Origin of the sequence: Saccharothrix carnea, from assembly GCF_003014735.1 — a bacterium.
Lineage (GTDB): Bacteria > Actinomycetota > Actinomycetes > Mycobacteriales > Pseudonocardiaceae > Actinosynnema > Actinosynnema carneum.
The window spans coordinates 259,750-276,559 of the sequence record NZ_PYAX01000008.1; the positions used below are offsets into that span (position 1 = coordinate 259,750).

11 protein-coding genes and 1 riboswitch are annotated in these 16,810 nt (G+C 70.9%); of the genes, 8 read left to right on the plus strand and 3 right to left on the minus strand.

Going from position 1 to position 16,810, the window contains the following annotated elements:
• The first annotated feature begins 14 nt into the window (after nucleotides 1-14).
• Nucleotides 15-719, plus strand: coding sequence for a cobalt-precorrin-6A reductase (locus tag B0I31_RS24820; RefSeq protein WP_106617771.1), 705 nt, complete (start codon nucleotides 15-17; stop codon nucleotides 717-719).
• Here the strand turns inward: B0I31_RS24820 and B0I31_RS24825 are convergent.
• The 3 genes from B0I31_RS24825 to B0I31_RS24835 are packed head-to-tail and all read right to left on the minus strand — an operon-like array spanning nucleotide 694 to nucleotide 3,781.
• Nucleotides 694-2,151, minus strand: a complete 1,458-nt coding sequence (locus tag B0I31_RS24825) for a precorrin-2 C(20)-methyltransferase (RefSeq protein WP_106617772.1) — start codon at nucleotides 2,149-2,151, stop codon at nucleotides 694-696. The genes B0I31_RS24820 and B0I31_RS24825 overlap by 26 nt on opposite strands.
• Nucleotides 2,148-2,774 carry a precorrin-8X methylmutase gene (locus tag B0I31_RS24830; RefSeq protein ID WP_106617773.1) on the minus strand — a complete coding sequence of 209 codons (627 nt, stop codon included), beginning with the start codon at nucleotides 2,772-2,774 and terminating at the stop codon, nucleotides 2,148-2,150. The genes B0I31_RS24825 and B0I31_RS24830 overlap by 4 nt, the downstream gene beginning before the upstream one ends.
• A complete protein-coding gene (locus tag B0I31_RS24835) occupies nucleotides 2,771-3,781 on the minus strand; it encodes a hypothetical protein (RefSeq protein WP_106617774.1) in 1,011 nt (336 codons plus the stop codon). Before B0I31_RS24835 ends, B0I31_RS24830 begins: the two co-directional genes overlap by 4 nt.
• 51 nt (nucleotides 3,782-3,832) lie before the next feature.
• Nucleotides 3,833-3,902: riboswitch (cobalamin riboswitch) on the plus strand.
• 54 nt (nucleotides 3,903-3,956) lie between these two features.
• On the opposite strand from B0I31_RS24835, the gene cobN reads away from it, so the two are divergent.
• From cobN to B0I31_RS24870, 7 genes are all read left to right on the plus strand, one after another.
• On the plus strand, nucleotides 3,957-7,523 hold the full coding sequence (gene cobN / locus B0I31_RS24840; protein WP_106617775.1) for a cobaltochelatase subunit CobN: 3,567 nt from the start codon (nucleotides 3,957-3,959) through the stop codon (nucleotides 7,521-7,523).
• Nucleotides 7,524-8,091: 568 nt separating this feature from the next.
• Entirely contained in the window at nucleotides 8,092-9,378 is a 1,287-nt protein-coding gene (locus B0I31_RS24845; protein WP_106617776.1) for an ABC transporter substrate-binding protein, read from the plus strand.
• Nucleotides 9,378-10,382: a carbohydrate ABC transporter permease gene (locus tag B0I31_RS24850; RefSeq protein ID WP_106617777.1), complete on the plus strand. Its 1,005-nt coding sequence runs from the start codon at nucleotides 9,378-9,380 to the stop codon at nucleotides 10,380-10,382. The genes B0I31_RS24845 and B0I31_RS24850 overlap by 1 nt, the downstream gene beginning before the upstream one ends.
• Complete coding sequence (locus tag B0I31_RS24855) at nucleotides 10,382-11,281, plus strand: carbohydrate ABC transporter permease (RefSeq protein ID WP_106617778.1); 900 nt, start codon at nucleotides 10,382-10,384, stop codon at nucleotides 11,279-11,281. The genes B0I31_RS24850 and B0I31_RS24855 overlap by 1 nt, the downstream gene beginning before the upstream one ends.
• 11 nt (nucleotides 11,282-11,292) lie before the next feature.
• Nucleotides 11,293-12,705: a glycoside hydrolase family 1 protein gene (locus B0I31_RS24860; protein ID WP_106617934.1), complete on the plus strand. Its 1,413-nt coding sequence runs from the start codon at nucleotides 11,293-11,295 to the stop codon at nucleotides 12,703-12,705.
• Nucleotides 12,702-13,733, plus strand: a complete 1,032-nt coding sequence (locus B0I31_RS24865; RefSeq protein ID WP_106617779.1) for a LacI family DNA-binding transcriptional regulator — start codon at nucleotides 12,702-12,704, stop codon at nucleotides 13,731-13,733. The genes B0I31_RS24860 and B0I31_RS24865 overlap by 4 nt, the downstream gene beginning before the upstream one ends.
• Nucleotides 13,734-14,045: 312 nt before the next feature.
• Nucleotides 14,046-16,808, plus strand: a complete 2,763-nt coding sequence (locus B0I31_RS24870) for a cellulose binding domain-containing protein (protein WP_106617780.1) — start codon at nucleotides 14,046-14,048, stop codon at nucleotides 16,806-16,808.
• Nucleotides 16,809-16,810: the final 2 nt, after the last annotated feature.

A 16,810-nucleotide genomic window follows, 5' to 3' on the forward strand; every position in this document is an offset into this window, starting at 1 on the left:
ATGCAACAGCCGTGATGACCGTGCTGGTACTGGGTGGCACGGGCGAGGCACGCGCACTCGCCGCCGCGCTCACCGGCGTGCGGGTGGTCTCGTCGCTGGCCGGCCGGGTGGCGGACCCGAAGCTGCCCGCCGGCGAGGTCCGCGTCGGCGGCTTCGGCGGTGTCGACGGGCTGATCGCCTACCTGCGGGCCGAGCACGTCGACGCCGTGGTGGACGCGACGCACCCGTTCGCCGACCGCATCACGGCCAACGCCCTCGCCGCCACCACCGCGACCGGCACGCCGTTCCTCGTGCTGCGCCGCCCCGGCTGGCCGCCCGAGGACGGCTGGCGGTACGTGGACAGCGTCGCCGAGGCCGCCGCGCTCGTCGCCGGCCGCCGGGCGTTCATCACCACCGGGCGGCAGGAGCTGGCCGCGTTCACCAGCGGTGTCGCGCGCACCGTCGACCCGCCCGACCCGCCGAACCCCCGCCTCGACCTCGTGCTGGACCGCGGTCCGTACACAGTGGACGGTGAACTGCGGCTGATGCGCGAGCACCGGGTCGAGGTCCTGGTCACCAAGGACAGCGGCGGGGAGATGACCGCGGCCAAGCTCACCGCCGCACGTCACCTCGGCCTCCCGGTCGTCGTCGTGCGCCGACCGCCGCCACCGGACGCCCCGCTGGTGGAGACGGTGGCCGAAGCGCTCGACTGGCTCACCCGGGGTAGCGGCGCGGGGTGAACACCGTGCCGCGCGCGCTGATCGTCGTCTGCGACGAGCCGACCAGCAGCAGGCACCGCATGTCCACAGTGGACGCGTCGAGGTCGGCCAACCGCACCACCCGCACGGTCTCCTCCGGCCCGCCGACGTCCCGCCCGACGACCACCGGCGTGTCGGGGGAGCGGTGCCGCAGCAGCAGGTCCCGCGCCTTCTCCACCTGCCACGTGCGGCTGCGCGAGGCCGGGTTGTAGATCGCCAGCACGAGGTCCGCCCTCGCCGCCGCCTCCAGCCGCTCCTCGATCACCTCCCACGGCTTGAGCCGGTCCGACAGCGACACCACGCAGTAGTCGTGCCCCAGTGGCGCACCGACCCGGCTGGCCACCGCGTGCGCCGCGGTCAACCCCGGCAGCACGGTCACCGGCACGTCCGCGAACTGCTCCTCGGTCGCCACCTCCAGCACCGCGCTGGCCATCGCGAACACGCCCGGGTCGCCGGACGACACCACCGCGACCCGCCGCCCTCGCTTGGCCAGGTCGAGCGCGAACGCCGCCCGCTCGGCCTCCACCTTGTTGTCCGACGCGTGCCGCCGCTGCCGCGGGTTCACCGGCACCCGGTTCAGGTAGGTCACGTACCCGACCAGGTCGTCGGCCTCCGCCAGCGCCCGCCGCGCCTCCGGGGTCAACCACTCCGGCCCGGCCGGACCGAGACCGACCACCACCACGCGGCCCGCACCGGTCGGACGGACCGCGGGCTTGCTCGGCAGCAACGCCAACGAGAAGTACGGCACCCCGTCCGCGTCCACTTCGGACAGCGGCGCGGTGCGCTGCGCCCCGGTCGTCGCCCGTTCCACGTACCAGGCCTCGTCCAGCCGCCCGGCCCGCGCCAACGCCTCGCGCACCCGCGGGAACGTCCGCCCCAGCTTCATGATCGCCACCGGGTCGCCACCGGCCAGGTGCTCCACCAGCGCGTCCGCCGACAACGTGCCCGGCAGCACGGTCAGCACCTCGTCCCGCTCCACCAACGGCCGCCCGATCACCGCCGCACCGGCGCTCACCGACGTCACACCGGGCACGACCTCGGCCTCGTACCGGTGCGCCAACCGCTTGTGCAGGTGCATGTACGAGCCGTAGAAGAACGGGTCGCCGGCCGCCAGCACCACCACCGTGCGCCCGGCGTCCAGGTGCGCCGCCAACCGGGCCGCGCACTCCTCGTAGAACGCGTCGATCTCGCCCTGGTAGTCGTCGGAGTCCTCGGTCGTGACCGGGTAGACCAGCTGCTCCTCGATCTGCCCGTCCCGCAGGTACGGCGCGGCGATCCGGCGGGCCACGCTGCGCCCGTGCCGCGCGCTGTGGAAGACGACGACGTCCGCCTCGCCGATCAGCCGCGCCGCCTTGACGGTCACCAGCTCCGGGTCGCCCGGACCGACACCGACCCCGTACAGCCTGCCCGTCATTCTTCCTCGCTCGCGATCGCGTTGAGCGCCGCCGCGGTCATGGCGCTGCCACCCCGCCGACCGCGCACGACCAGGTACTCCAGCCCGAGGTCGTTGGCCGCCAGCGCGTCCTTCGACTCCGCCGCCCCGATGAACCCCACCGGCACCCCCAGCACGGCGGCCGGCCGAGGGGCACCCGACGCGATGAGGTCCAGCAGGTGGAACAACGCGGTCGGCGCGTTGCCGATGGCCACCACCGCCCCGCCCAGCTTGTCCGCCCACAGCTCCAGCGCCGCCGCGCTGCGCGTGTTGCCCAGTTCCGCCGCCAACCCCGGCACGCGCGGATCGCCCAACGTGCACACGACCTCGTTGTCCGCGGGCAGCCTGCGCCGCGTCACGCCCGCCGCGACCATCTGCGCGTCGCACAGGATCGGCGCACCGGCCAGCAGCGCGGCCCGCGCGTCGCGCACCACGTTCGGCGAGAAGTCGACGTCACCGACCAGGTCGACCATCCCGCAGGCGTGGATCATCCGCACCACCACCCGGGCGACGTCGTCCGGGAACCGCGCCAGGTCGGCCTCGGCGCGGATGGTGGCGAAGGAACGGCGGTAGATCTCCGCGCCGTCCTTGACGTAGCTGGTCACCTGATCTCCTCGTACCCGTCGCCGGTCGCGACGAACTCCACCACGTCGCCGGCGGGGCGTCCGCACCGGCGTGCGCAGCCCGACCAGTGCGCCCGGCCCGGCGTGGTCCTGGCCTCGATCCAGCGGGTCGCGTCGGCGCGCACGTCGGCCAGCGACTTCGCGCACCCCGGGCGGCCGGTGCAGGCGCTGACGCCGTGCCACGGCGAGTCCGGCGACGTGAACAGGCCGCTGGTATCGCTCCCGGACGGCAGCACCACGCTGCGCCACGGCGTGAGCCGCACCGGCACCCCGGCGAGCAGCCGCGCGTCCCACCGCCCGAACGGCACGCCCGCCACGACCACCGGACCGTGCGCGCCCGGTGCGACGGGCGTCACACCGGGCTCGATCCGCTCGTCACCCGGAACGCCCAACGCCGCCGTGATCTTCCGCACACCGCCGTCCACTTCGGACAGCCGCCACGCGTCGCCGCGGATCTCCCCGAACAGCCGTGCGGCGGTCACCACGGCGTCGACCGGATCGGTCAAGCGCAGCCCGGAATCCCGCCCGGCCAGCAACAACGCGTCACCGACGAGCCCGATGTCACCCGACAGGCCGCTCACCGCGCCACCCACCGTGACCAGGAACCTCCCCGGCAGCGACGCCAGCTCCGGCACCGCGCACAACGCCGCGTCGATCGCGTCCACCAGCGCCTGGTTGTCCTCCAGCGGCGCGGCGACGATGTTCCGCATCCGCTCGTGGGTCCGCGACGGCAGCAGGCCGACCTCGGTCAACCGCGCGCCCAGCTCGTGCTCCGCCCCCGGTGCCAGGCCCCTGATCTGCACGTTCGCCCGAGAGGTCAACTCCAGGACGCCGTCGCCCAGCTCGATCGCGGCCTCGCGGAGCACGTCCACCTGCGCCGCGCTCAACGTCCCGCCGGGCACCCGGACGCGCGCCAGCCCGCCATCGGCGGCGTGGTGCACGTCGACGGCGCCGGGGCAGGCGTCCGGGTGAGTTCGATCCGCGGGCATGGACTGGATGCTAACTGCCGTTAGGGTGACGTCCGAACGGCGAAGCAGCAGGAGGAAGCCGGTGTGATTCCGGCGCGGTCCCGCCACTGTGACCGGGGGAGGCCCCGGGAGTCAGGAACTCCGCTCGCCGTCCCCCACGACCGGGGCGAGGACCCCCGAGGGATGGAGCCCGCACGTGATCCTGCTGTTGTCGACCTCCGACACGGACCTGCTGTCCGCCCGCGCGAGTGGCGCCGACTACCGCCTGGCCAACCCCGCCCGCACCACCGTGGACGACCTGCCTGCGCTGGTGGACGGCGTCGACCTGGTGGTCGTGCGCATCCTCGGCGGTCGCCGGATGTGGGAGGAGGGGCTCGACCGGCTGCTCGCCTCCGGCCTGCCGGTCGTCGTGCTGGGCGGTGAGCAGAACCCCGACGCGCCGCTGATGGAGCTGTCGACCGTGCCCGGCGGTGTGTGCGCGGAGGCGCACGCGTACCTGGCGCACGGCGGCGCGGCGAACCTCGCCCAGCTGCACCACTTCCTGTCCGACACGGTGCTGCTCACCGGGCACGGTTTCGCGCCGCCCGAGCCGACGCCCACGTGGGGCCTGCTGGAACGGCGGGACGAGGCGGAGGGCCCGACCGTCGCGGTGCTGTACTACCGCGCCCACCACGTGGCCGGGAACACGGCGTTCGTGCACGCCCTGTGCGACGCCATCGTGGCCAAGGGCGGCCGTCCGCTGCCGGTCTACTGCGCCTCGCTGCGCACGGCCGAGCCGGAGCTGCTGGCCGAACTGGGCAAGGCTGACGCGCTGGTGGTGACCGTGCTCGCGGCCGGCGGCACCCAGCCCGCCGCGGCCTCCGCCGGTGGTGACGACGACGCGTGGGACGTGGGCGCGCTGGCCGCCCTCGACGTGCCGATCCTGCAGGCCCTGTGCCTGACGAGCAGCCGTGCCTCCTGGGACGACAACGACGACGGTCTGTCCCCTTTGGACACCGCCACCCAGGTCGCGATCCCGGAGTTCGACGGCCGGATCATCACGGTGCCGTTCTCGTTCAAGGAAATCGACGAGGACGGCCTGACCGTCTACGTGGCCGACGCCGAACGCGCGGCGCGGGTCGCGGGCATCGCCGTGCGCCACGGCAGGCTGCGCCACATCCCGCCGGCCGAACGGCGGATCGCGGTGATGCTGTCGGCGTACCCGACCAAGCACTCCCGCATCGGCAACGCGGTCGGCCTGGACACCCCGGCCAGCGTGGTCCGGCTGCTCGCCGCGATGAAGGAGCACGGCTACGACATCGGTGACGAGCTGCCCGGCGTGGCCGACCTCGACGGCGACGCGCTGATCCACGCCCTCATCGCCGCCGGCGGCCAGGACGCCGACTGGCTCACCGAGGAGCAGCTCCAGGGCAACCCCGTGCGGCTGCCCGCGGCCCGGTACCGGCAGTGGTACGCCACCCTGCCCGAGGACACCCGCGAGGAGATGGAACGGCACTGGGGCCAGGCGCCCGGCGAGCTGTTCGTGGACCGGTCGCGCGACCGGGACGGCGAGATCGTGCTGGCCGCCCTGCGGTCGGGCAACGTCGTGGTCATGGTCCAGCCGCCGCGCGGCTTCGGCGAGAACCCGATCGCCATCTACCACGACCCCGACCTGCCGCCGAGCCACCACTACCTGGCCGCCTACCGCTGGCTGGAGGACGAGTTCGGCGCCGACGCCGTCGTGCACGTCGGCAAGCACGGCAACCTGGAGTGGCTCCCGGGCAAGACGGTCGGCCTGTCGGCCGGCTGCGGCCCGGACGCGGCGCTGGGCGACCTGCCGCTGATCTACCCGTTCCTGGTCAACGACCCGGGCGAGGGCACCCAGGCGAAGCGGCGGGCGCACGCCACCCTGGTCGACCACCTCGTGCCGCCGATGGCCAGGGCCGACAGCTACGGCGACATCGCCCGGCTGGAGCAGCTGCTGGACGAGCACGGCAACATCGCCGCGATGGACCCGGCCAAGCTGCCCGCGATCCGGGCCCAGATCTGGACCCTGATCCAGGCCGCCAAGCTCGACCACGACCTGGGCCTGGCCGACCGGCCGCACGACGCGGAGTTCGACGAGCTGATCCTGCACGTCGACGGCTGGCTGTGCGAGGTCAAGGACGTCCAGATCCGCGACGGCCTGCACGTGCTGGGCGCCGCGCCCACCGGCGGGACCAGGGTCAACCTGGTGCTGTCGATCCTGCAGGCCAAGCAGATGTGGGCCGGCCAGGTCGCCGCGCTGCCCGGCCTGCGCGAGGCGCTGGGCCTGGCCGAGGGCGGCAACGACCGGGCGGGCACCGACCGCGTCGAGGAACGGGCCCGCGCGCTCGTGCAGGCCATGGAAGACGCCAATTGGGACGTGAACGCGGCCCGCGCCGTCGCCGACAGCGAGGACGTGGCGCGCGTGCTGGAGTTCGCCGCGCTGGAGGTCGTGCCCCGGCTGGCCCGCACCACCGACGAGCTGACCAACGTGCTGCACGCGCTGGACGGCGGCTACGTCCCGGCCGGTCCCAGCGGCTCGCCGCTGCGCGGCCTGGTGAACGTGCTGCCGACCGGCCGGAACTTCTACTCGGTCGACCCCAAGGCGGTGCCGTCCCGGCTGGCCTGGGAGACCGGCCAGGCGATGGCCGACTCGCTGCTGGAGCGCTACCGCGCGGACACGGGGGAGTGGCCGCCGTCGGTCGGCCTGTCGGTCTGGGGCACCAGCGCCATGCGCACGGCCGGTGACGACGTCGCCGAGGTGCTGGCCCTGCTCGGCGTCCGACCCGAATGGGATGACCAGTCCCGCCGGGTGACGGGTCTGCGAGTGATACCGCTCGCCGAGTTGAACCGGCCGCGAATCGACGTCACGGTCCGCATCAGCGGCTTCTTCCGCGACGCATTCCCGCACGTGGTGGCACTGATCGACGACGCGGTGCGACTGGTGGCGAACCTCGACGAGTCGGCCGCGGACAACTACGTCCGGGCGCACGCCCAAGCCGATCTCGCGCAGCACAACGACCCGCGCCGCGCCACAATGCGCATCTTCGGCAGCAAACCGGGCGCGTACGGCGCCGGGCTGCTCCCGTTGATCGACAGCCGGAACTGGCGCGACGACGCCGATCTGGCCGAGGTGTACGCGGTCTGGGGCGGCTACGCGTACGGCCGTGAACTCGACGGGGTCGAAGCGCGCCCCGCCATGGAGAGCGCCTACAAGCGCATCGCGGTCGCGGCGAAGAACATCGACACCCGTGAACACGACATCGCCGATTCGGACGATTACTTCCAATACCACGGCGGAATGGTCGCCACCGTGCGCGCGCTGACCGGAAAAGCGCCCGCCGCTTATGTCGGCGACAGCACGCGGCCCGATGCGGTGCGGACCAGGACGCTGCACGAGGAAACGAACCGGGTGTTCCGCGCCCGCGTGGTCAACCCGCGGTGGTTGGCCGCGATGCGCAAGCACGGTTACAAGGGCGCGTTCGAACTCGCCGCGACGGTGGACTACCTGTTCGGCTACGACGCCACCACCGGCGTGGTCGCCGACTGGATGTACGAGCAGCTCGCGGCGAGCTACGTGCTGGACCCGGTCAACCGGGAGTTCCTGGAGCGGTCCAACCCGTGGGCGCTGCACGGCATCTCCGAACGCCTCCTGGAGGCGGCCGAACGGGGTATGTGGGAGCACCCCGAGGCCGAGACGCTGGCCGCGCTGCAAAAGGCGTACCTGGAAACCGAGGGTGATCTGGAGGACGGCCGCTGATCCGCCGCGGCACGCCTTCGTGATTGATTGACGTCTTCGGAACGCGTCGATAACACGGTGATAATGAGGGGTGCCCCTATATTCGCGCGCCTCGTGCGCGTGCCGCGGCGCACCAGTGGACCATTGGTCCTGAATGGACGTCCCGCCGTGCTCCGGCGGGCCGTCCGGAGGTGACTCGGCCGGCCGGTGTCGACCCCCGGCCGGCCGACTCGCGCTACCCGACCGGACCACTCCGCGGGTCACCGACCGCGACTCGCGGTGGGGTGGTGCCCGACGCGTGCACACTTCCGGTGCACACTGGTGGCGGGTGAGTGGGTTCGCGACTCGTGAATCTTTTCCGGGCCGTTCGGCGCGGAGATGAACCGAGCGTGTCCGACCGGTCTACGAACAGTGCCTGAACGGACCACTGGACGCACGGCTACCAGAATCGGTCCAGCAGGGCAAACGTCGCAACGTCGGTAACAGCGCGGACACGGGAGCTTGACACAACTCCGTGGCGCGAACCACACTCCCCCAAAACCTGGGAGCGCTCCCAGAACGTTCACCGCCGATCAACTGAGGAGTTCTCGTGCGCTACCGTCGAGCAGGCTTGGCCAAAGTCCTGGCCTGCACCGCAGTGCTTGCCGCAGTCGCCACGGCCTGTGGCTCGGGAGGGTCCGGCACGTCGCCTGATGGCAAGGTCGAGCTGACCATCGCGACCTTCAACGAGTTCGGCTACGAAGAGCTCCTCAAGGAGTACGAGGCCGCGAACCCGAACGTCAAGGTCACGCAGCGCAAGACCGGCCAGGCCGCGCCGCACCACCAGAACCTGTTCACCAAGCTGGGCGCCGGCTCCGGCCTCGCCGACGTCGAGGCCGTCGAAGAGGGCTTCCTGAGCCAGGTCATGGCCAAGTCGGGCCAGTTCGAGAACCTCAAGGAGATCGGCCCGAAGGACGTCCGCGAGGACCGCTGGCTGCAGTGGAAGGTCGACGCGGTCACCACCAAGGACGACAAGCTCATCGGCTACGGCACCGACATCGGCCCGCTGGCCATGTGCTACCGCAAGGACATGCTGGAGGCCGCCGGCCTGCCGTCCGACGCCGAGGGCGTCAAGGCCCTGTTCGCCACCTGGGACTCGTACTTCCAGGCCGGTGACACCTACGTGCAGAAGACCGGCAAGCCGTGGTTCGACTCGGCCGCCCAGATCTTCAACCCGATGCACAACCAGGAAGACACCGGCTACTTCGACCGCGACGACAAGCTCGTGATCGAGACCAACGGTGACAAGAAGATCTTCGACCAGGTCACCGGCGCGGTCGCGCGCGGCCAGTCGGCCAAGCTCTCCGCGTGGAGCCCGGAGTGGCAGAAGGGCTTCAAGGAGTCCGCGTTCGCCACGAAGACCTGCCCGTCCTGGATGCTGGGTGTCATCGAGGGCAACGCCGGTCCCGAGCACAAGGGCAAGTGGGCCGTCACCGCGGCGTTCCCCGGCGGCGGCGGCAACTGGGGCGGCTCGTTCCTGACCGTCCCGAAGCAGGGCAAGAACAAGGCCGAGGCCGCCAAGCTGGCCGCGTGGCTGACCGCGCCCGAGCAGCAGATCAAGGCGTTCAAGGCCAAGGGCACCTTCCCGAGTCAGACCGAGGCCCTGATCTCGCCCGAGCTGCTGAACCAGACCAGCGAGTACTTCGGCGGCGAGAAGGTCGGCATGCTGTTCTCCGAGCAGGCCAACAAGGTCGCGGCGGCCCAGTACAAGGGCCCGAAGGACGGCGAGATCCAGGACAACGTCGTGTCCCCGGCGCTGACCTCGGTCGAGCAGGGCACCTCCCCTGAGGAGGCCTGGAAGCAGGTCATCGAGGGAGCCAAGAAGGCTGCCAAGTAATGACGACCGAGCTTTCGGTCGCGCGCGGGCGGGGCGCCGAGCCCCGCCCGCCGCGGCGCGACGACAACGATGACATCGGTCCGGGGAAGCTGAGCCTGCGCTACCGGCTCAACCGCCTGGACGTGAAGGTCTCGCCCTACCTGTACATCGCCCCGTTCTTCGTGCTGTTCGCGGTGGTGGGCCTGTTCCCGCTGCTCTACACCGCCTACATCTCCCTGTTCGAGTGGGAGCTGGGCGCGGACGAACAGCCGTTCATCGGCATCGAGAACTACACCGCGCTGTTGGCCGACTCGCAGTTCTGGAACGCGATGGTCAACACGTTCAGCATCTTCGCGATCTCGACGTTCCCGCAGGTCGTCATCGCGGTGCTGCTGGCCGCGCTGCTCAACACCGCCCTGCGCGGACGGACCGGCTGGCGGATGGGCGTGCTGCTGCCCTACGTGGCCAGCCTCGTCGCCCTGACCATCATCTTCGGCGACCTGTTCGGCGTGCAGTACGGCACCATCAACAACGTCATCGAGTTCTTCGGCTTCGACCGGATCGACTGGCAGGCCGAGCGCTGGTGGAGCCACGTCGCCATCGCCACCATGGTCAACTGGCGCTGGACGGGCTACAACGCCCTGATCGTGCTGGCCGCCATGCAGGCCATCCCGCGCGACGTGTACGAGGCCGCCTGGGTCGACGGCGCGAGCAAGGTGCGCCAGTTCCTCAGCATCACGCTGCCGATGCTGCGGCCCACGCTGATCTTCGTGATCGTCACGTCGACCATCGGCGGCCTGCAGATCTTCACCGAGCCGTTGCTGTTCTCGCCCTCGGCGGGTGCCAACGGCGGCGCGACCAACCAGTACCAGACGGTCGTGCTCTACATGTACCAAGCAGGCTTCCAGAGCCAGGACCTCGGCTACGCCTCGGCGATGGCCTGGGTCCTGTTCATCGTCATCATCGCGATCGCGGGGATCAACTTCCTGCTCACCCGCAGGCTCGCGTCCAGTGGGGAGGCGTGATGGCCACCATCACCGATCGCCCGGCGCCGACCGCCACCGGGAACGGGCCCGCCAAGCGGAAGCGTTCGAAGGCGGTGTCGCTGTCCGAGCGGCGCCCGGGCTTCACCGTCTACGGGATCCTGATCGCGTTCATCCTCGGGTCGGCGTTCCCGTTCTACTGGTCGTTCCTCGTGGCCAGCCACGACGACGCCACGTTCACCGCCGACGCGCCCCTGCTGCCCGGCGGCCGGTTCTTCGTCAACGCGGGACGCGTGCTCGACACGATCCCGTTCTGGAAGGCGCTGGGCAACAGCGTCATCGTCTCCGGCACCGTCACGATCTCCGTGGTGGTGCTCTCGACGTTGGCCGGGTTCGCGTTCGCCAAGCTGAGGTTCAAGGGCCGCGGCCCGCTGATGGTGTTCGTGGTCGCCACGCTCGCCGTGCCCACCCAGCTCGGCATCATCCCGCTGTACATGGTGATGGCCGAGTACGGCTGGTCCGGCACCCTCGGCGCGGTCATCGTCCCCAACCTGGTGACCGCGTTCGGCGTGTTCTGGATGCGCCAGTACATCGCCGACGCCGTGCCCGACGAGCTGATCGAGGCGGCCCGCATGGACGGGTGCAGCATGATCCGCACGTTCTGGCACGTGTGCCTGCCCGCGGTGCGCCCGGCCGCCGCCATGCTGGGCATCTTCACGTTCATGATGTCGTGGAACGACTTCCTCTGGCCGCTGATCGTGCTCAACGCGGACAACCCGACGATGCAGGTCGCCCTGGAGAAGTTGCAGAGCGGCTACTACGTCGACAAAACGCTCGTGCTCGCCGGGACCACGATGGCCACGGTCCCGATTCTGATCGTCTTCCTCGTACTCGGTCGGCAGATCGTCGCCGGGATCATGCAGGGTGCTGTGAAGGGGTAGCTGTGGAGTCGATTTCCTTTCCCGAGGGATTCGTGTGGGGCGCCGCGACAGCGGCGTTCCAGATCGAAGGCGCGACCACCGCGGACGGTCGCACCGCGTCCATCTGGGACACGTTCTGCCAGATCCCCGGCGCGGTGGTGGGCGGTGACACGGGTGATCCCGCGGCCGACCACTACTACCGCGTCGACGAAGACGTCCAGCTGATGGTCGACCTCGGGTTGCACGCCTACCGGTTCTCCACCGCGTGGCCCCGCATCCGCCCGGACGCCGGTCCGGTGAACCAGCCCGGCCTGGACTTCTACTCCCGGCTGGTCGACAAGCTGCTCGAGAACAACATCACCCCGTGGCTGACGCTGTACCACTGGGACCTCCCGCAGACCCTCGAGGACGAGGGCGGCTGGGCCAACCGGGACACCGCGTACCGCTTCGCGGAGTACGCCGAGTCGGTCGTCGGCGCGCTGGGCGACCGGGTGGACAACTGGACCACGCTCAACGAGCCGTGGTGCTCGTCGCTGCTCAGCTACGCGGCGGGCGTGCACGCGCCCGGCCGCCAGGAGCCGGAGGCCGCCGTCGCGGCCGTGCACCACCTGCTGCTGGCACACGGCCTGGCCACCTCGGCGATCCGCGAGCAGGCGCCGAACGCCAAGGTCGGCATCACGCTGAACATGTACCCGATCATCCCGGCGGACCCGGACGACCCGGCCGACCTCGACGCCGCGCGCCGGCTCGACGGCCTGCAGAACCGGATCTTCCTGGACCCGCTGTTCAAGGGCGAGTACCCGGCGGACATCGTGGAGGACCTGGAGCCGTACGGCTTCTCCAAGCACATCCGCGAGAACGACCTGGAGATCATCTCCGCGCCGTTGGACCAGTTGGGCGTCAACTACTACGCCGAGCACTTCGTCAGCGGCACCCCAGAACCCGAATCGGAGCCGGAGGAGGCGGTCCAGACCAACGGCCGTCGCCCGACCGGGTCACCGTGGGTCGGCGCGGAGCACGTCTCGTTCCCCAGCCGCGGCCTGCCCCGCACCGCCATGGACTGGGAGGTGCAGCCGGACGGCCTGTTCAAGGTGCTCCTGCGGGTGCACCAGGACTACCCGAGCATCCCGCTGTACGTCACGGAGAACGGCGCGGCCTACGTCGACTCCATCAGCGATGATGGATCGATCAACGACCCCGAGCGCCTCGGTTACATCGAGTCGCACCTCAGGGCGGCGCATGCGGCCATCGAGGCGGGTGTCGACCTGCGCGGTTACTTCGCGTGGTCGCTCATGGACAACTTCGAATGGGCCGAGGGCTACGCCAAGCGGTTCGGGATCGTGCATGTCGACTACGAGACCCAGGTGCGGACGCCTAAGATGAGTGCCATGTGGTACTCGCAGGTTGCCCGTGGCAACGCTCTCGCGGCGACGGTCGCTCCGTGACAGATGCCGTTGACCCACCCAAGGCGCGACGACCCAACACCCGGCTGGAGGAGGTCGCTCGCGCAGCCGGGGTGTCCAAGTCGACCGTCTCCCGGGTGATCAACGGCGAGCCGTACGTCAGTTCCCGGGCGCGGGAGGCCGTGCACCTGGCCATCGGCAAGCTCGGGTACAGCCCCAACCAGGCGGCCCGGACGCTCGCGGGCAGCCGGGCCAACTGCATCGCCCTGGTCGTCTCCGAGCAGGGCAGCCGGGTGCTGGCCGACCCGTTCTTCGCCGGCGTGCTCCGCGGTGTGCACGCCGAACTCGCGGGCAAGCGGGTCCAGCTCGTCCTCATGATGAGCAAGGAGGGCGACGAGCAGGACCTGGTCAACTACCTCTGCGGCGGCCACGTGGACGGCGTGCTGGTGATCAGCCTGCACGGTCAGGACCCGCTGCCCCGCACGCTCGCCGACGCGGGCCTGCCGACCGTCGTGGGCGGCAGGCCGCTCGGCGCCGGCGGCGTGCCCTATGTGGACTCGGACAACTTCAACGGCGCCATGGAGGCGGCCCGCTACCTGGTCTCGCGGGGCCGCAAGCGGATCGCCACCATCGCCGGCCCCCGGGACATGGCGGTCGGCATGGACCGGTTGTCCGGGTGGAAGCGCGGGCTGAGCCAGGCCCGGCTCGACACCGATCTCGTCGCGTACGGCGACTTCACCCCGGAGAGCGGCGCGGCCGCCATGGCCGACCTGCTCAAGCGGGCGCCGGACCTGGACGCGGTGTTCGTCGGCGCGGACATCATGGCGCTGGGCGCGTTGCAGACCCTGCACGTGCACGGCAAGCGGGTGCCCGACGACGTGGCCGTGGTCGGGTTCGACGACCTGATGATCGCCTCCACCGCGGTGCCGCCGCTGACCACGATCCGGCAGGACGTGGAGCAGTTGGGGCGCACCATGACGTGGCGGCTCATGGCGGAGCTGGCGGGCGAGGAGAACCTGCCGCCGTTCCTGCTCCTGCCGACGGCGATGGTCACCCGTTCGAGCGCGTGAGTCGCTCTCGAAAGACAAAGCAAGAAGCCGCGACCCGGGCTACACGGCCCGGGTCGCGGCCGTTTTTCGAATCGATTCGACGGTCTGATCGACGTGTTTCGACATCGCCGGGTGATCACGCACCGCACTTCACTCGGATGGCGTAACCCGGACTCCTTGCCGCTGACCGAGGGGCCTGGCTACGGTCCAATCCTGCACGTTCTGGGAGCGCTCCCAGAGCGGTGCGGCCCGCCTGACTCCACCAGAGCCAGGGGGGAGGCGGATCCCACTCGCCCACCGCCTCCTCCCACCCGCGCAAAGGAGCGCACCACGATGGCCCGACGCACCGCGCGCACGTCACCCGCCGTCCAGCGGCTCCTCGCGTTGACCGCCGCCGCCGCGGCCGTGCTCGGCCTCGTGCTGGTCGCCGCCGTCACCAGGCCCGCGTCGTCGGCACCGGTGGACGCCGCGGGCATCGTGCAGCCCCACAACTGGCGCAATGTGGAGATCGCGGGCGGCGGCTTCGTGCCCGGCATCGTGTTCAGCCCGGCCGAGAAGGACCTGATCTACGCCCGCACCGACATCGGCGGCGCGTACCGGTGGAACCAGGCCACCGGCCGCTGGATCCCGCTGCTGGACTGGGTCGACTGGGACAACTGGGGTTACAACGGAGTGGCGAGCATCGCGCCCGACCCCAAGGACGCCGACAAGGTCTACGCCGCGGTCGGCATGTACACCAACAGCTGGGACCCGAACAACGGCGCGATCCTGCGTTCCGCGGACCGCGGCAAGACTTGGCAGCACACCCGGCTGCCGTTCAAGGTCGGCGGCAACATGCCCGGCCGCGGCATGGGCGAGCGGCTGTCCGTCGACCCCAACGACGGCCGGGTGCTGTACTTCGGCGCGCCCAGCGGCAAGGGCCTGTGGCGCAGCACGGACAGCGGAGTCACGTGGTCGCAGGTCACGAGCTTCCCCAACCCCGGCAACTACGTCGCCGACCCGGACGACCCCAACGGCTACGGCAACGACATCCAGGGCGTGGTCTGGGTGACCTACGACCCGCGCTCCGCCACGGCGGGCAGCCCCACCAGGACGATCTACGTCGGCGTCGCCGACATGGAGAACACGGTCTACCGCAGCACGGACGCGGGCGCGACCTGGTCCCGCCTCGCCGGCCAGCCCACCGGCTACATCGCCCACCAGGGCGAGCTGGACACCGCGGGCGGCTTCCTCTACCTGGCCACCAGCGACACCGGCGGCCCGTACGACGGCGGCAAGGGCGACGTCTGGAAGTACGACACCGCCACCGGCGCGTGGACGCGGATCAGCCCCGTCCCGTCCAGCAGCCCGGACAGCTACTTCGGCTACAGCGGCCTGACCCTCGACCGGCAGGACCCGGGCACGCTGATGGTGGCCACCCAGATCTCCTGGTGGCCGGACGTCATCATCTTCCGCAGCACGGACGGCGGCGCCACCTGGACCCGGGCGTGGGACTTCACGAGCTACCCCAACCGCAGCTTCCGCTACACCATGGACATCAGCGCCGCGCCGTGGCTGAGCTTCGGCGAGAACCCGCAGCCGCCCGAGGTGACGCCGAAGCTCGGCTGGATGGTCGAGTCGCTGGAGATCGACCCGTTCGACTCCAACCGGATGCTGTACGGCACCGGCGCCACCATCTACGGCACCACCGACCTGCTCAAGTGGGACGACGGCGGCCGGATCACCATCGAGCCGACCGTCGCGGGGCTGGAGGAGACCGCGGTGCTCGACCTGATCAGCCCGCCCGAGGGCGCGCCGCTGATCAGCGGTCTGGGTGACATCGGCGGGTTCCGGCACACGGACCTGACCAAGGTGCCCGAGATGATGTTCCAGCGGCCCTACTTCACCACCACCCGCAGCCTGGACTACGCCGAGAAGAAGCCGGCCGTGATGGTGCGGTCGGGCGACTTCGACAAGTCCGCGCGACCCGACGACATGCGGGTGGCGTTCTCCACCGATGGCGGCGAGAACTGGTTCCAGGGCACCGAGCCCGCCGGCGTCACCGGCGGCGGTACGGTCGCCGCGGCGGCGGACGGCTCCCGGTTCGTGTGGAGCCCGGCGGGCGCGGCGGTGCACTACTCGGTGGGCTTCGGCACCACGTGGACGCCGTCCACCGGCCTCCCGGCGGGCGCCGTGGTCGAGTCCGACCGGGTGAACCCGCTCAAGTTCTACGCCCTGGCCGAGGGCAGGCTCTACACCAGCACGGACGGCGGCGCGACGTTCACCGCGGGTCCCGAGGTGCCGGCGGGCAAGCTCAAGGCCGTACCCGGCCACGAGGGTGACCTCTGGCTGACCGGTGACACCGGCTTGTTCCGGTCCGAGGACTCCGGCGCCACGGTCCGCAAGAACCGGTTCGTCACCAAGGCCGTCGGCATCGGGTTCGGCAAGCCCGCCGAGGGCAAGACCTACCCGACGATGTACGCGGTGATGACCACCGAGGCGATGGGTACCGGCGTCTTCCGCATCGAGGGCTTCGGCTTCGACGGCATGGCCGCGGGCTTCGTGCACATCAACACCGGGGTGAACCAGCAGTACGGCAACATGGGCGAGGCGATCACCGGTGACCCGCGCGTCTACGGGCGCGTCTACCTGGGCACCAACGGCCGCGGCATCCTCGTCGCCGACCCGGCCGGTGGCATCTCGACCACCCACGCGACGACCACGACGATCCCCACGTCCACGTCGACCACGTCGTCGAGCAGCACCACGAGCACCACGGTCACGGACCAGGTGCCGCCCGCTTGCGCGGTGCGCTACCAGGTCACGAGCCAGTGGGGAGGTGGCTTCACCGGCTCGGTGAAGATCACCAACCGGGCCAACGCCCCCGTCACGGGGTGGCGCCTGGGCTGGTCGTTCCCGAACGGCCAGAAGATCACCAACAGTTGGAACGGCAAGGCGTCGCAGGTCGGCGCCGCCGTCACGGTGACCAACGAGGGCTGGAACGGGACCATCGCGGCGGGGAGCACGGTGGAATTCGGATTCCAGGCGAGCTGGCAGGGCAGCAACGCCGCACCCACCGGCTTCACGCTGAACGGTAGGTCCTGTTCCTCGGTCTGAGG

Excerpts from the sequence above, each read along its gene's own strand:
- B0I31_RS24820 (WP_106617771.1), top strand. The coding sequence starts at position 15 with ATGACCGTGCTGGTACTGGGTGGCACGGGCGAGGCACGCGCACTCGCC.
- B0I31_RS24825 (WP_106617772.1), bottom strand. The coding sequence starts at position 2,151 with ATGACGGGCAGGCTGTACGGGGTCGGTGTCGGTCCGGGCGACCCGGAG.
- B0I31_RS24835 (WP_106617774.1), bottom strand. The coding sequence starts at position 3,781 with ATGCCCGCGGATCGAACTCACCCGGACGCCTGCCCCGGCGCCGTCGAC.
- B0I31_RS24850 (WP_106617777.1), top strand. The coding sequence starts at position 9,378 with ATGACGACCGAGCTTTCGGTCGCGCGCGGGCGGGGCGCCGAGCCCCGC.
- B0I31_RS24855 (WP_106617778.1), top strand. The coding sequence starts at position 10,382 with ATGGCCACCATCACCGATCGCCCGGCGCCGACCGCCACCGGGAACGGG.
- B0I31_RS24870 (WP_106617780.1), top strand. The coding sequence starts at position 14,046 with ATGGCCCGACGCACCGCGCGCACGTCACCCGCCGTCCAGCGGCTCCTC.